Source organism: Pseudomonas sp. BR20, from assembly GCF_050780135.1.
In the GTDB taxonomy this organism is placed as follows: domain Bacteria; phylum Pseudomonadota; class Gammaproteobacteria; order Pseudomonadales; family Pseudomonadaceae; genus Aquipseudomonas.
In genome coordinates, this window is record NZ_CP172012.1 from 772,377 (window position 1) to 786,523 (window position 14,147).

Genomic DNA, 14,147 nt, shown 5'->3' on the forward strand with positions numbered 1-14,147 from the left:
TGTATGTGGGTTGCTCCATGAAGTTGTCCATGCCGCGATTCGATCAAGCCCCTGTCTTGGTGGTCGGCGATGTCATGCTCGACCGTTACTGGCATGGCGGTACCTCACGGATTTCCCCTGAGGCGCCGGTACCGGTAGTCAAGGTCGAGCAAATCGAAGACCGTCCAGGTGGCGCTGCCAACGTTGCCCTCAATATTGCCGCACTCGGCGCCCCGGCCTCCCTGGTCGGTGTGACCGGCGACGACGAAGCCGCCGACAGCCTGGCCAACAGCCTGCGCGGTGCCGGCGTGCGCGCGGTGTTCCAGCGCATTGCTCATCAGCCGACCATCGTCAAGTTGCGGGTGATGAGCCGTCACCAGCAATTGCTGCGTATCGATTTCGAAGAACCCTTCGCCACCGACGCCCTGGCCCTCAGCGGCCAGGTCGACGAACTGCTCGAAGGTATCAAGGTGCTGGTATTGTCCGACTACGGCAAAGGCGCCCTGAAGAACCACCAGGAACTGATCCAGGCCGCCAAGGCGCGGAACATTCCGGTACTGGCCGATCCCAAGGGCAAGGACTTCTCGATTTATCGTGGAGCCAGCCTGATCACGCCCAATCTCAGCGAGTTCGAAGCCATCGTCGGCGGCTGCGCCGATGAGCACGAACTGGTGACCAAAGGCGCGGCACTCATGGCCGATCTCGACCTGGGCGCCTTGCTGGTGACCCGTGGCGAGCACGGCATGACCCTGCTGCGCCCGGGCCACCCGGCGATGCACCTGCCGGCGCGTGCCCGTGAAGTGTTCGACGTCACCGGCGCCGGTGACACCGTGATTTCCACCCTGGCCGCGTCCATTGCGGCCGGCGAAGAGCTGCCCCACGCGGTGGCCCTGGCCAACCTGGCGGCGGGCATCGTGGTCGGCAAGCTGGGTACGGCCGCGATCAGCGCGCCTGAGCTGCGCCGTGCCATCCAGCGCTCCGAAGGGTCGGAACGTGGTGTTCTGAGCATCGAGCAATTGCTGCTGGCAATTGACGATGCTCGTGCCCACAACGAGAGCATTGTGTTCACCAACGGCTGCTTTGACATCCTGCACGCCGGCCATGTGACCTACCTGGAACAGGCTCGCGCCCAAGGTGATCGACTGATCGTCGCGGTCAACGATGACGCGTCGGTCAGTCGCCTGAAAGGCCCTGGCCGTCCGATCAACAGCGTCGACCGACGCATGGCGGTACTGGCGGGGTTAGGTGCGGTGGACTGGGTGATCAGTTTCCCTGAAGCAACCCCGGAAAACCTGCTGGCCCAGGTCAAGCCGGACGTGCTGGTCAAGGGCGGCGACTACTCCGTCGACCAAGTGGTCGGCGCCGACATCGTCAGCGCCTACGGCGGTAAGGTCAAAGTGCTGGGCCTGGTCGAGAACAGCTCGACCACCGCCATTGTCGAGAAGATCCGCAACAATGAGTAAGGCTGATCCGTTGGTCCTGATCACCGGTGGCGCGGGCTTTATTGGCTCGCACCTGGTCGATGCGCTGCTTGCCAAGGGCTACGCGGTGCGTGTGCTGGATAACCTGTCCACAGGCAAGCGCAGCAACCTGCCGCTGGACAACCCGCGCGTCGAGCTGCTTGAGGGAGATGTCGCCGATGCCGGGCTGGTGGCGCGTGCCGCTGTCGGTGCCACAGCGGTGGTGCATCTGGCGGCGGTGGCCTCCGTGCAGGCTTCGGTGGATGATCCGGTCAGCACGCACCAGAGCAATTTCGTCGGCACCTTGAATGTCTGTGAGGCGATGCGCCAGGCGGGCGTCAAGCGTGTGGTGTTCGCTTCCAGCGCCGCGGTATATGGCAACAACGGCGAAGGCGCTTCGATTGACGAAGAGACCACCAAGGCACCGTTGACGCCCTATGCGTCCGACAAGTTGGCCGGCGAGCATTACTTCGACTTCTACCGCCGCCAGCACGGCCTGGAGCCGGTGATCTTCCGCTTCTTCAATATCTTCGGGCCACGCCAGGACCCGTCATCGCCGTATTCCGGCGTGATCAGTATCTTCTGCGAGCGTGCACAACAGGGTAGGCCGATCGCCGTATTCGGCGATGGCGAGCAGACCCGCGACTTCATGTATGTGGAAGACCTGGTGGACGTGCTGGTGCAGGCCATCGAAGTCCCGGAGCCGCCTTTGGGTGCGATCAACGTCGGCTGGAACCGCACTACTACCCTCAAGCAGGTGCTGCAGGCACTGGAAGAGGCAATTGGTCCGTTGCCCGCGGTGACTTACGGGCCGGCACGCTCGGGAGACATTCGGCATTCGCGGGCGAATAACCAGCGTTTGCTGGCCAGCTTCAAGTTGCCTGAGCCAACCCCGTTGGCGGTTGGCCTGGCGCGGTTGCTCAAAGGCTGACTGTTCACCTGTAGGAGCCAGCCTTAGCGGCTGGCTTTTTTCTTCGGCACGATCTTGCGCAGCATCTGGCGCGCCTTGCCGGTCAGGCGCTTCAATTTCGAGTCTTTCTCAGGCTCCGCCAGGCCTTGCTGCCGGACCCAATCCTTCCAGCGAATGCGCTCATCGCGGACCAGCCAGCCTTCCTGCTGGGCAAAGCTTTCCGCCAGGTACAAGCCCCGTGTACTGGCCGGGTAAAGTTGGTCCTTCTTGACGGTGTACAACTCGGCGAGCGGCTGGCCATCTTTCAGCGGCATCAGGTACAGGTCCGGACGCTGGCGGTCCAGGCGTGCCACCAGTTGGTCGCCTTCCAGGCGCTCATCCACATGGAACAGGCTCAGGGATTTGGCTTCCTTCGGCACTTCCAGGCGCAAGTCATAAATCAGTTGCAGCGACGCGGTCGGCACATGCACATAGGCCCGTGGGCGCTCGATCAGTTGGGTGGTCGCGCAACGTACCGGGCGTGCGGCGCCAGACAAAGGGCTCAAGCGAAACGGCAAGGCTTCACGGTAATGCAGCGCGGCGGAGTAGGGGGCCGGCAGCCACGTGTCGTTGAAGCGCCCGCTGAGCCAGCCTTCCGGCGTTTCCAGCAGGCATTCCTCGGCGATCTCCTGGATGGCAGTGTGCAGCGGCAGGTTCAGTTCGTGAGCGGGGACGTAGCCGGAGATCAGCTTGAGCACCACATCGCCACGGTCCTGGCGACGTTGGCGCACCAGCACCCAGTAATCCTTGTTTTGCCAGTGCAGGGTCAGTCGCACCGACACTCCCAGGTTTGCCAGCTCCAGCGCGAAACGCTCGGCATCCGGCACGTCTACCGGCTTGCGCCGCTGCAGGGTCTGGGCGAAGTTGAGCGGCATGCCCACGCTCTGGTAGCTCAGGCCTTCGGGGGTGGCTTCGACGTGCAGCGGCAGTGTTTTGAAGTTGTTGGGGTTTTTTCTTATGAGCGTTCGCGGCATGTCGGCTCCTTCTTGCGACGGGGTCGGCCGCGTCGGCGGCATCAGAGTTGACGAATGACCTTGGCAGCGGTCGCCACGTTATGGGCCAGGTGCAGCGGATTAATGGTCCCGACAATAGCACTGGCGACGCCCGTTTGCGCAAACAACAGCATGAAACTGGCATGTATTGGATCCATTCCCGGCTCCAGGCACACGTGGCCGCTGGCCAGGGCCTTTTTTACCAGGATGCCCTTGCCATGGGTCGCCGCATAATCAATGACGGCTTTTTCCGCCTGTTCGTTCAGATTGTAGGTGACCATCGCGCAATCACCTTGTTCCAGAGCCTTCACGCCGCCTTCGACGGTTTTGCCGGAGAAGCCGAAACCGCGAATCTTACCCTCTTGCTTCAACTGCGCCAGGGTCTGGTAAACCTCACAGTCGTTGAGGATGTGCAGGTCGTTGCCGTCGGAGTGCACCAGCACCAGATCGATAAAATCCGTTTCAAGTCGTTTCAAGCTGCGCTCAATGGACAGGCGGGTATGGGCCGCGCTGAAATCGTGGCGTGACAGGCCCTCTTCGAACTCTTCACCGACCTTGCTGACAATCACCCAGTCCTTGCGCTGGCCGCGCAAAAGCGGCCCCAGGCGTTCTTCACTGCGGCCATAGGCCGGTGCGGTATCGATCAGGTTGATACCCAGTTGGCGCGCCTGGCGCAGCAACATCCGAGCTTCGTCATCATCGGGGATGGTGAAACCGCTGGGGTATTTCACACCCTGGTCGCGGCCCAGCTTGACGGTGCCCAGGCCGAGTGGCGATACCACCAGGCCGGTGCTGCCCAGCGGGCGGTGCAGGTCGTGCAAGGTCGGCAGGCTCATGGCAACAGTTGCTCCCAGGCTGGGACGCCGATGGCGGGTTTTGGCAGGTCGGGCAAAGGCTCCATTGCGCTTGGGTGGATACCGTCGCGTTCGAGGCTGTTGATCACTCGATCGGCGAAATCCGGCGCCAGCGCCAGCTTGGTCGGCCAGCCCACCAGCAGGCGGCCCTCTTCGGCGACAAAGGCATTGTCGGGACGGCTCAGGCCCGATTGCAGAGGCTCGGCACGGTCGACGCGCAGCGTAGCCCACCGGGTCTGGCTCATATCGATCCAGGGCAGCAGTTGCGCCAGCTCTTTCCGGGCGGTGGCGATCTGCTCTTCGGACGTGCGTGCCACGCCGTCGGCCTCGGCAATGTCGCCGCCCATGTACCACACCCAGTTGCCATCGGCAGCAGGGTGCGTGGTGACGGTGAGGCGTGGCTTGGTACCGCCGCCCAGGCAGTGTGCGTAGAGCGGCTTCAAACCCGGGCCCTTGGCGATGATCATATGCAGCGGGCGCTTTTGCATGGCGGGCTGGCTCAGGCCCAGGGCGGCGAGCAGCTCGGCGGTACCGCCGCCTGCGCTCAAGACGATGCGCTGGGCGCGGATCTCGCGGCCATCGACCTTCAAGCCCACCAGGGTGTCGCCTTCGCGCAGGGGTTCGATGCGCTGCCCGGCGAGCAAGCCGTCACCGGCCAGTTGCGCCAGGCGCTCGATCACGCTGGGTACGTCCACCACCAGTTCGGCCAGTCGATAAACCTTGCCCTTGAAGCCACGGTCTTGCAGCGCCGGGGGCAGATCGTCGCCCTTGACCTGATCGACACGGCCGCGCACGGCCTTGCTGGCAAAAAAACTGGTGAGGTTGCCGGCGATCGTGCCAGGGGACCACAGGTAATGGGCCTGCGAGAGTACGCGCACGCCGGACAGGTCCAGTTCACCGTCACCGGCCAGGGCTTCACGCCAGCGGCGCGGCATATCGGCAATCGCTTCGGAGGCGCCGGTGAGGGCTCCGTGCAGCGCGTATTTGGCGCCGCCGTGAATGATCCCCTGGGACTTCACGCTTTGCCCGCCACCTAATGTGGCGTTTTCCACCAGCACCGTGGAAAACCCCTGCCGACGCAGGCGCGCATTCAGCCAGAGGCCGGCAACTCCGGCGCCGACAATCAGCACGTCGGTGGAAATAACGGATGGCATGGGCGACCTCATTTTTAAACAAGGCCGCAAGTATACATTCTCACGCCATACACACCGTAGGCGCTGTCGAGCTTTGGCGCGACTGCGAATGTTGGATTCACTTGAGTCTCAAGTGAACACTCAATGCCCGGCGGTTTTCGAGAACAGCTGGATGACCACCACGCCCAGCACAATCAGACCCATGCCCAGCATTGCCGGGAGGTCCAGCTTCTGCCCATAGATGAACAGCGCGGCAATGCTCACCATCACGATGCCCATCCCCGCCCATACCGCATAGGCGACGCCGACCGGCACGGTACGCACCACCAGGGTCAGCATCCAGAACGCCACGCCATAGCCGACGATCACCAGCAACAGCGGGATAGGAGTGCTCCAGCCTTTGATGGCTTTCATGGAAACGGTGGCGATCACTTCCGAGCAGATGGCGATGGCCAGGTAGCAGTAAGCGGCGTTCATGGGTGAGTCCTCGGTGTAAAGCAATCTGATAAGGCCGGCATTCTAGAGTTTTATCAGATGGGGTAAAGTCATTACCTATCCGAAATTAAGATGGGTTGTGGGATGAGCATGCAATGGAACCTGGAGCAGATGCGTTTGTTTGTCAGCGTCGCCGAGCAGCGTTCGTTTTCAGCGGTGGCGCGCGGACAGCGCAAGGCACAATCGGCAGTCAGCAACGCGATTGCGATGCTGGAGACGGACCTCGGCGTGAGCCTGTTCGACCGTAGCAGCGGCCGCCAGCCCAGCCTGACCGAAGCCGGCAGCGTGTTGCTGGAGGAGGCGCGCGAAGTGCTGCGCCAGTGTGAGCGGCTCAATGGCCGGGCACTGTCACTGACCCGTGGTGAAGAGGCCTGCCTGCGCCTGGCCCAGGATGAAGCCATGCTGTTCCAGCCGGTGCTCGACAGTCTTGAGGCATTGGCGGGGCAGTACCCGCTGCTGGAGGTACAGCTGTCCAGCGCCGCCCAGGGCGATGTGGCGCGCAAGTTGGTGGAGCGCCAGGCCGACCTGGGCCTGCTGTTCTATCACGACCAGATCCCCGAGGCTCTGGAGCGGCGGGTGGTGGGCAGCGTGGAGATGGTCACTGTGTGCGGCGTGAACCACCCGCTGGCCAAGGAGAAGTACGTGACGTGCCAGCACCTGGCCCAGTTTCGCCAGTTGTTGATGTCGACCCAGACCAGCGTCTACCCCGGCAGCGAAGCGGCCAGCCCATTGGTGTGGCGTGCCGACAGTTTCTACGTGCTGGCCGAATGGCTGATGAGTGGCCTGGGCTGGGCGTGGCTGCCACGGCATATCGTGCAGTACCCGACCTATCAACAACAGATGGTGGAATTGGACAGCGAATGGACGCCGCCGGCCCTGGTGGTGGAGCTGGTATGGCGGCGCGACGAGCACCTCGGCCCCGCCGCGCGCTTTCTCGCCAAACGTTTTGCCGAGTGCTTGCAGGCGATCGACTGAAAAAGCCGATAAACTCCGCCGCCATGAATAGAACTCTCTACAGCTGTCTGTTTTACCTGGCGCTGCCGTTGGTGGCCTTACGTCTATGGTTGCGCGCACGCAAGGCGCCGGCCTATGCCCGGCGCGTCGGCGAGCGGTTTTCCTATGGCTTGCCGGTGATGCAACCGGGCGGGATCTGGGTGCACGCGGTGTCGGTGGGCGAAAGCATTGCCGCGGCGCCGATGATCCGCGGCTTGTTGGCGCGTTATCCAGACCTGCCGGTCACCGTCACCTGCATGACGCCCACCGGTTCCGAGCGCATCCAGGCGTTGTTCGCCAACGAGCCGCGCATCCAGCATTGCTACCTGCCGTACGATTTGCCCTGTGCGGCCAAGCGTTTTCTTGATCGTGTACAGCCCAGGCTGGCGGTGATCATGGAAACCGAGTTGTGGCCCAACCATATCCACGCCTGCGCCCAGCGCGGTATTCCGGTGGCCTTGGCCAATGCGCGGCTGTCAGCGCGTTCGGCCAAGGGCTACGCACGTTTTGCCAAACTCACGGCGCCGATGCTGGCGCAAATGAGCCTGTTCGCGGTACAGACCGAGACCGAGGCCCAGCGTTTCCTGAGCCTGGGTGCGCGCCCGGAAACCGTCGAGGTTACCGGCTCGATCAAGTTCGACCTGACCATCGACCCCGAGCTGCCGGTGCGCGCCGCCGCCCTGCGCGAACAATGGGGCGCCGCTGAGCGTCCGGTGTGGATCGCTGCCAGTACCCACGAAGGCGAAGATGAAGTGGTGCTCGCGGCCCACCGCCAACTGCTCGAAAGCTACCCCAACGCGTTGCTGATCCTGGTGCCGCGTCATCAAGAGCGCTTCGGCCCGATGTTCGAGCTGTGTACGCAACAAGGGTTTACCACGGTGCGTCGCTCAGGTGGCGAGGCCGTTACCGCACAAACGTCGGTGTTGCTCGGCGACACCATGGGCGAGCTGCTGTTTCTCTATGCCTTGGCCGACAGCGCCTTTGTCGGCGGCAGCCTGGTGGCGACCGGTGGGCATAACCCGTTGGAACCGGCGGCGCTGGCCAAGCCGGTAATGATGGGGCCCCACGTGTTCAACTTCCTCGACATCACCGCGATGATGCGCGAAGCGGGTGCGTTGCGAGAGGTGGAGGACGCAGAAGGGTTGGCCGAGGTCGTACGACAGCTGTTCGAGCTGCCGCAGGATGCACGCCGGATGGCGCAGGCGGGGCTCAAGGTGATGCAGGCTAATCAGGGGGCGCTTAAGCGCTTGCTGGATGGCTTGGGCCGATTGATCTCTCACTGACCCAACACCGATCCAAATGTGGTGTGTTCAATAGCCCGGGCGGGCCTTGAGTTGCTCGGCGGCCGCCTTGGCCAGGTCCGGTGGCAGGAAGTCACGATCCGGGTTGTAGTCCGCCTTGAGGTAACGCGTCAGGTCTTGCAGGTCACCTGGGTTCAAGGTGCCCGCTGCCTGCTTCAAGCGCAGGTTATCGAGGATGTAGTCGTAGCGGCTGTTGTTGTAGTTGCGCACCGACGAGTACAGCTGGCGTTGTGAATCCAGCACATCGACGATATTGCGCGTCCCCACCTGGTAACCGATTTCCGTGGCTTCCACCGCGCTCTGGTTGGAGATGATCGACTGGCGGCGCGCCTGTACCTGCTCCACATCGGTGTTCACCGCGCGGTGCAGGTTGCGCGTATTTTCCACCACCTGGCGGCGCAGGCCTTCGCGTTGCTGCTCGGTCTGGCCCAGGCGCGAGTACGACTCACGCACTTGCGAGCTGGTGAGGCCGCCGCTGTAGAGGGGGATGTTCAGGCGCAGGCCGATGGTGCGCTGCTCGACATCGCCACGATACGGCGTGCCAAAAGCATTCGGGTTGCTGAAGCCAAGGGCGTCGTTGTCACCTTTTTCGTACTGCGCGACGGCGTCCAGGGTCGGCGCGTGGCCGGCCTTGCGCTGCTTGAGGGTCTCTTCGGCAGCCGTGACGGCATAGTTGCTGGCCAGCAGGTTCAGGTTCTGGCGGCCGGCCGTCTCGACCCAGGCCTTGGCGTCGTTGGGCAGCGGCGGCAACACCGGCAGCGTGTGGACGATGCCCTGGATCGAGTTGTACTGGCGGTTGGTCAGGGTAACCAGTGCTTCAAAGGCATCGTCCACCTGACGCTGGGCCAGGATCCGGTTGGCCCGTGCAGTGTCATAGCTGGCCTGGGATTGCAGCACATCGGTCTTGTCCGACAGGCCGACGTCGAAGCGCTCGTTGGATTGATCCAGCTGGCGCTTGAAGGCATTTTCCTCGGCCTTGGTCGAGGCCAGGTTGTCCTGGGCGCGCAGCACGGCAAAGTAGCTTTCGGCGCTTTGCAGGATCAGGTTCTGTTCGGTGGCCGAGAGTTGCAGCGCCGCCTGTTCATTGGTGGCCTCGGCGGCTTGCAGCTGGAACCAGCGATCGGCGCGGAACAGCGGCTGGCTCAGGGTCGCGCGCCAGGAGTGGGCGTCGCGGTTGGCAGTCGCCGCCGGTGTGTCGATCTGGGTGCGCACGTTATTGATGTCGGCACCGCCCGACAGGTTCGGCAGCAACCCCGATCGAGCCTGGGGCACGACTTCTTTCTGCGCGCCGTATTGGGCGCGGGCGGCGGCCAGGTCGGCGTTGTTATCCACTGCTTCCTGATAGACGCTGACCAGGTCAGTTTTGGCGGACAAGGGCGCTTCAGCTGCCCAGACCATTCCGTTGGTCGCACAAGACACGGCGAGAGCCAGTGAAAGTTTGCGCAGCATGAGGCGATCCCTAGTGTGAATATTATGGTGATAATTTAGCGCTCAAGGCTACGGCTGGCCAATCCTGGCGTCAAGCAGTGAGGCGGCTCTCGAGTGTAGTGGCGAGATCCCCGGGCAACAATCCCGCAATCACGCCATTCATCACGCTGAATAAACCGCTATTGGCAATTTGCCCGCGGCATGGTCTAGACTGGCCGCGTTCTTGTCGGGGTGCCTTGTTGGAAGGCTGAGATCGGTAAATACCGGATCCCGTTGAACCTGATCAGGTTAACGCCTGCGTAGGGAACAAGATTTCTCGTCACCCGGCGAGTCCTCTTGTGCTTCGTCCGGGATGTTGTTCGACCTTCGAACAACCCTCGTGCACCAAGCACAGCACTGCTTCCAGTGCGTCCATCCGTCACAGGTTCGCTCCGACAAAAATCCACCGCCTGGATAGTTGGAGAGCCCGTGATGAGCACAGAAATAAAAAGTACAAAACTGAAAAACACCGTGCACTTGAGTGAATCGGCCAAGGTCGACTCCGGTTCCGTACAGCCGTTTACCCGCTCGCAAAAAATCTACGTGCAAGGCACCCGCCCGGACATTCGCGTGCCGATGCGTGAAATCAGCCTCGACGTGACCCCAACCGACTTCGGCGGTGAAATCAACGCGCCCGTGGTGGTCTACGACACCTCCGGCCCCTACACCGACCCCAACGTCATCATCGACGTACGCAAAGGTCTGGGCGATGTACGCTCGCCGTGGATCGAAGTCCGTGGCGACACCGAACGCCTGAGTGGCCTCAGCTCGCATTTCGGCCAGCAGCGCCTGAGCGATGCCGAACTGACCGCGCTGCGCTTCGCCCACGTGAAAAACCCGCGCCGCGCCAAGGCCGGCGCCAATGTCACGCAGATGCACTACGCGCGCAAAGGCATCATCACCGCCGAGATGGAGTACGTCGCCATCCGCGAAAACATGAAGCTGGAAGAAGCCCGCGCCAGTGGCCTGCTCGACCAGCAACACGCCGGCCACAGCTTCGGCGCCAGCGTGCCGAAAATCATCACCCCTGAATTCGTCCGTGAAGAAATCGCCCGTGGCCGCGCGATCATCCCGGCCAACATCAACCACACCGAACTGGAACCGATGATCATCGGCCGTAACTTCCTGGTGAAGATCAACGGCAACATCGGCAACAGCGCCCTGGGTTCGTCCATCGAAGAAGAAGTGGCGAAACTCACCTGGGGCATTCGCTGGGGCTCGGACACGGTGATGGATCTGTCCACCGGTAAGCACATCCACGAAACCCGTGAGTGGATCATCCGCAACTCGCCGGTGCCGATCGGTACCGTGCCGATCTACCAGGCCCTGGAAAAAGTCGGCGGCGCGGCCGAAGACCTGACCTGGGAGCTGTTCCGCGACACCCTGATCGAACAGGCCGAGCAGGGCGTCGACTATTTCACCATCCATGCCGGCGTGCTGCTGCGTTACGTGCCGCTGACCGCCAAGCGCGTGACCGGCATCGTGTCCCGTGGCGGTTCGATCATGGCCAAGTGGTGCCTGGCGCACCACAAAGAGAACTTCACCTACACGCATTTCGACGAAATCTGCGAAATCATGAAGGCCTATGACGTCAGCTTCTCCCTCGGCGACGGCTTGCGCCCGGGCTCGATTGCCGACGCCAACGACGCCGCGCAGTTCGGCGAGCTGGAAACCCTCGGCGAGCTGACCAAGACCGCCTGGAAGCACGACGTGCAAACCATGATCGAAGGCCCCGGCCACGTGCCGATGCAGTTGATCAAGGAGAACATGGACAAGCAGCTCGAATGCTGCGACGAAGCGCCGTTCTACACCCTCGGCCCGCTGACCACCGACATCGCGCCGGGCTATGACCACATCACCTCCGGCATCGGTGCGGCGATGATCGGCTGGTTCGGTTGCGCCATGCTCTGTTACGTCACACCCAAGGAGCACCTGGGCCTGCCGAACAAGGATGACGTGAAGACCGGGATCATCACCTACAAGATCGCCGCCCACGCGGCGGACTTGGCCAAGGGGCATCCGGGCGCGCAGATCCGCGATAACGCCTTGAGCAAGGCGCGCTTCGAGTTCCGTTGGGAAGACCAGTTCAACCTTGGCCTGGACCCGGACACCGCGCGGTCCTACCACGACGAAACCCTGCCGAAAGATTCGGCCAAGGTCGCGCACTTCTGCTCGATGTGCGGGCCGAAGTTCTGCTCGATGAAAATCACCCAGGAAGTGCGCGAGTACGCGGCCAACCAGCGCATTGAAGCGGTGGATGTGGACGTGGCCAAGGGCTTGGCGGAGCAGGCGGAGCGGTTCAAGCAGGAAGGCAGTCAGCTGTACAAGAAGGTCTGATCCAGCGACGGCGGTGCCTGTACCGCCGTTATCGGGGCGGTGCGACGACTCGACAAGCCCCCTCCCACATTTTGACTGAGGTATGCACAGTTTTTGTGTTCACAGCAGATCCAATGTGGGAGGGGGCTTGCCCCCGATAGCAATCTTTCAAACAAAAAATGCCCCTCAGAGATAACACCCTTGAGCATTCAACCGAGCACCTACTCCCCCGACATCGCGGTGCCTGCTGACAAACGCGTCTTCGGCGCCCGCGACCTGTTCTCCCTGTGGTTCTCCCTCGGCATCGGCCTGATGGTCCTGCAAACCGGCGCCTTGCTCGCGCCGGGCCTGGGCTTGTCCGGTTCCTTGCTGGCGATTTTCCTCGGCACCCTCGTCGGCGTGCTGTTGCTGGCTGCCGTCGGCGTGATCGGCAGCGACACAGGCCTGTCCGCCATGGCCGCCCTCAAGCTCAGCCTCGGAGCCAAGGGCGCGAGCCTGCCGGCGTTGCTGAACCTGCTGCAACTGATCGGATGGGGCTCGTTTGAAATCATCGTGATGCGCGATGCCGCCAGCCTGTTGGGCGCGCGGGCGTTGAGCGACGGCAGCCTATTGGCCAGCCCGTTGTTGTGGACACTGTTCTTCGGTGGCCTGGCGACCCTGCTGGCGGTCAGCGGGCCATTGACGTTCGTACGGCAGATCCTGCGCAAGTGGGGGATCTGGCTGCTGCTGGCGGCCTGCCTGTGGCTGACCTGGAACCTGTTCGCCAAGGCTGACCTCGGCGCACTCTGGGCTCGGGCCGGTGACGGTTCGATGCCCTTTGCAGTCGGCTTTGATATCGCCATCGCCATGCCGCTGTCGTGGCTGCCGCTGATTGCCGATTACTCCCGCTTCGGCAAGCGCGCCAAAAACGTATTCGGCGGCACCGCCCTTGGCTTCTTTATCGGTAATTTCTGGCTGATGAGCCTGGGCGTGGCCTACACCCTGGCGTTTGCGCCCAGCGGTGAAGTGAATGCGCTGCTGCTGGCACTGGCCGGGGCCGGCCTGGGGATTCCGCTGCTGCTGATCCTGTTGGACGAGTCGGAAAACGCCTTTGCCGATATTCACTCGGCGGCGGTGTCCAGCGGGATTCTATTGCGCTTGAAGGTCGAGCACCTGGCCCTGGCCATTGGTGTGATCTGCACCCTGATCGCCTGTTTTGCCCCGTTGGCGCAATACCAGAACTTCCTGCTGCTGATCGGCTCAGTGTTTGCGCCGTTGTTCGGCGTGGTGCTGGTGGATCATTTCATCCTGCGCCGTCGTGGTCAGGGTGTGATTGCCAGCCTGCGTTGGCCGGCACTGTTGGCCTGGCTGGGCGGTATCGGCACTTACCACCTGTTGGCCAACCTGTACCCGGATATCGGCGCAACCCTGCCGGCGCTGGCGCTGGCAGGGTTGTTGCAATTCATCCTGGGACGGGCCTTCAGCGGCGCGCGGGCACCAGCTCAGGCTTGAGGATGCCTTCCAGGCGCGAGTAGGGAATCTGCAACTCGACATGGCCCAGGGCGTACGGCGCGATGGTGCTGGTGGGGTACTTGAGGATCACGCCACCATACGTCAGCGCCACATTCGGGGTTTTCTGGAACGGGTAGGTTTTCACGAACTCCGGTTCCAGGCTCAGGCGGGTGCTGATCAGCCAGCTGTTGTGCGCCACCTGGGCGGCTTTCCAGAACGCGTCTTCCTTGCCGGGCAGCAGCATGTCGCTCAGCCACAGGGCCTTTTGCTGCTGGCGCGAATAGTTGATGAAAGCGCGGCCTGGCTCGCCGTGGGTGGCGCCCTGGTCCAGGTAGCTGGACAACTCGATGATTACCAAACCGTCATGCTGCTCCCGTACCTTGGCCTGCAAGTACATGCTGTTGCGTGGGGCTGCGGTGCTGAGGAATTGCTCGCGGTAAGACTCAAGGCTCGACGGCAGCGGGTCGCCCGCGTTGGTACGGGTCATTTCCAGCAGGCGTTGCTCGATCAAGGCATCCAGCTTGGGTTCCTTGGCAAAGTGCACGGTGTCGATATTCACCAGCGGGCAATCGCTGCTGGCGCAGCCTGGCTTGCTCTGCTCGGTGGCGTCGCGGGTGGCTTCCAGTGGAGTGCGATAGCTGGGTTGGAACAGGCTTTGGCAGGCGCCGAGGGTCAAGGCGATGCAGGCCACGGATGCGATTTTTAAAAGCGACATGG

At 62.6% G+C, this 14,147-nt stretch carries 12 protein-coding genes and 1 riboswitch; of the genes, 6 read left to right on the plus strand and 6 right to left on the minus strand.

Features of this window, described 5'->3' with window-relative positions; genetic code table 11:
* Positions 1–17 precede the first annotated feature (17 nt).
* The gene (gene hldE, locus ACHPFG_RS03360; RefSeq protein ID WP_145335988.1) at positions 18–1,442 is read left to right on the plus strand and encodes a bifunctional D-glycero-beta-D-manno-heptose-7-phosphate kinase/D-glycero-beta-D-manno-heptose 1-phosphate adenylyltransferase HldE; all 1,425 of its coding nucleotides are present in this window, start codon (positions 18–20) and stop codon (positions 1,440–1,442) included.
* Positions 1,435–2,370, plus strand: a complete 936-nt coding sequence (locus tag ACHPFG_RS03365) for an NAD-dependent epimerase/dehydratase family protein (protein ID WP_431701606.1) — start codon at positions 1,435–1,437, stop codon at positions 2,368–2,370. The genes hldE and ACHPFG_RS03365 overlap by 8 nt, the downstream gene beginning before the upstream one ends.
* A gap of 23 nt (positions 2,371–2,393) precedes the next feature.
* On the opposite strand, the gene ACHPFG_RS03370 is transcribed toward ACHPFG_RS03365, so the two are convergent.
* From ACHPFG_RS03370 to ACHPFG_RS03385, 4 genes are all read right to left on the minus strand, one after another.
* Positions 2,394–3,362, minus strand: coding sequence for a metal ABC transporter ATPase (locus tag ACHPFG_RS03370; protein WP_131696795.1), 969 nt, complete (start codon positions 3,360–3,362; stop codon positions 2,394–2,396).
* A gap of 41 nt (positions 3,363–3,403) precedes the next feature.
* Positions 3,404–4,216, minus strand: a complete 813-nt coding sequence (locus tag ACHPFG_RS03375) for an aldo/keto reductase (RefSeq protein ID WP_431701607.1) — start codon at positions 4,214–4,216, stop codon at positions 3,404–3,406.
* Entirely contained in the window at positions 4,213–5,388 is a 1,176-nt protein-coding gene (locus ACHPFG_RS03380) for an NAD(P)/FAD-dependent oxidoreductase (protein WP_431701608.1), read from the minus strand. Before ACHPFG_RS03380 ends, ACHPFG_RS03375 begins: the two co-directional genes overlap by 4 nt.
* Before the next feature lie 120 nt (positions 5,389–5,508).
* Positions 5,509–5,844 carry a DMT family transporter gene (locus ACHPFG_RS03385; protein ID WP_074848568.1) on the minus strand — a complete coding sequence of 112 codons (336 nt, stop codon included), beginning with the start codon at positions 5,842–5,844 and terminating at the stop codon, positions 5,509–5,511.
* A 102-nt stretch (positions 5,845–5,946) separates the two neighbouring features.
* On the opposite strand from ACHPFG_RS03385, the gene ACHPFG_RS03390 reads away from it, so the two are divergent.
* Both ACHPFG_RS03390 and waaA read left to right on the plus strand, forming a co-directional pair.
* Entirely contained in the window at positions 5,947–6,837 is an 891-nt protein-coding gene (locus tag ACHPFG_RS03390; RefSeq protein WP_131696792.1) for a LysR family transcriptional regulator, read from the plus strand.
* A gap of 23 nt (positions 6,838–6,860) precedes the next feature.
* Entirely contained in the window at positions 6,861–8,138 is a 1,278-nt protein-coding gene (gene waaA / locus ACHPFG_RS03395; RefSeq protein WP_431701609.1) for a lipid IV(A) 3-deoxy-D-manno-octulosonic acid transferase, read from the plus strand.
* 27 nt (positions 8,139–8,165) lie between these two features.
* Here the strand turns inward: waaA and ACHPFG_RS03400 are convergent, their stop codons facing one another.
* On the minus strand, positions 8,166–9,605 hold the full coding sequence (locus tag ACHPFG_RS03400; RefSeq protein ID WP_431701610.1) for a TolC family outer membrane protein: 1,440 nt from the start codon (positions 9,603–9,605) through the stop codon (positions 8,166–8,168).
* Between the two features lie 196 nt (positions 9,606–9,801).
* Positions 9,802–9,907, plus strand: a riboswitch (TPP riboswitch).
* A 148-nt stretch (positions 9,908–10,055) separates the two neighbouring features.
* Here ACHPFG_RS03400 and thiC point away from each other — a divergent pair.
* Positions 10,056–11,960, plus strand: coding sequence for a phosphomethylpyrimidine synthase ThiC (gene thiC / locus ACHPFG_RS03405; RefSeq protein WP_431701611.1), 1,905 nt, complete (start codon positions 10,056–10,058; stop codon positions 11,958–11,960).
* A 180-nt stretch (positions 11,961–12,140) separates the two neighbouring features.
* Positions 12,141–13,430: a putative hydroxymethylpyrimidine transporter CytX gene (cytX, locus tag ACHPFG_RS03410; RefSeq protein ID WP_131696788.1), complete on the plus strand. Its 1,290-nt coding sequence runs from the start codon at positions 12,141–12,143 to the stop codon at positions 13,428–13,430.
* Here cytX and ACHPFG_RS03415 read toward each other — a convergent pair.
* A complete protein-coding gene (locus ACHPFG_RS03415; RefSeq protein ID WP_167655556.1) occupies positions 13,399–14,145 on the minus strand; it encodes an RsiV family protein in 747 nt (248 codons plus the stop codon). The two genes, cytX and ACHPFG_RS03415, sit on opposite strands and share 32 nt — an antisense overlap.
* Between the last annotated feature and the right edge of the window lie 2 nt (positions 14,146–14,147).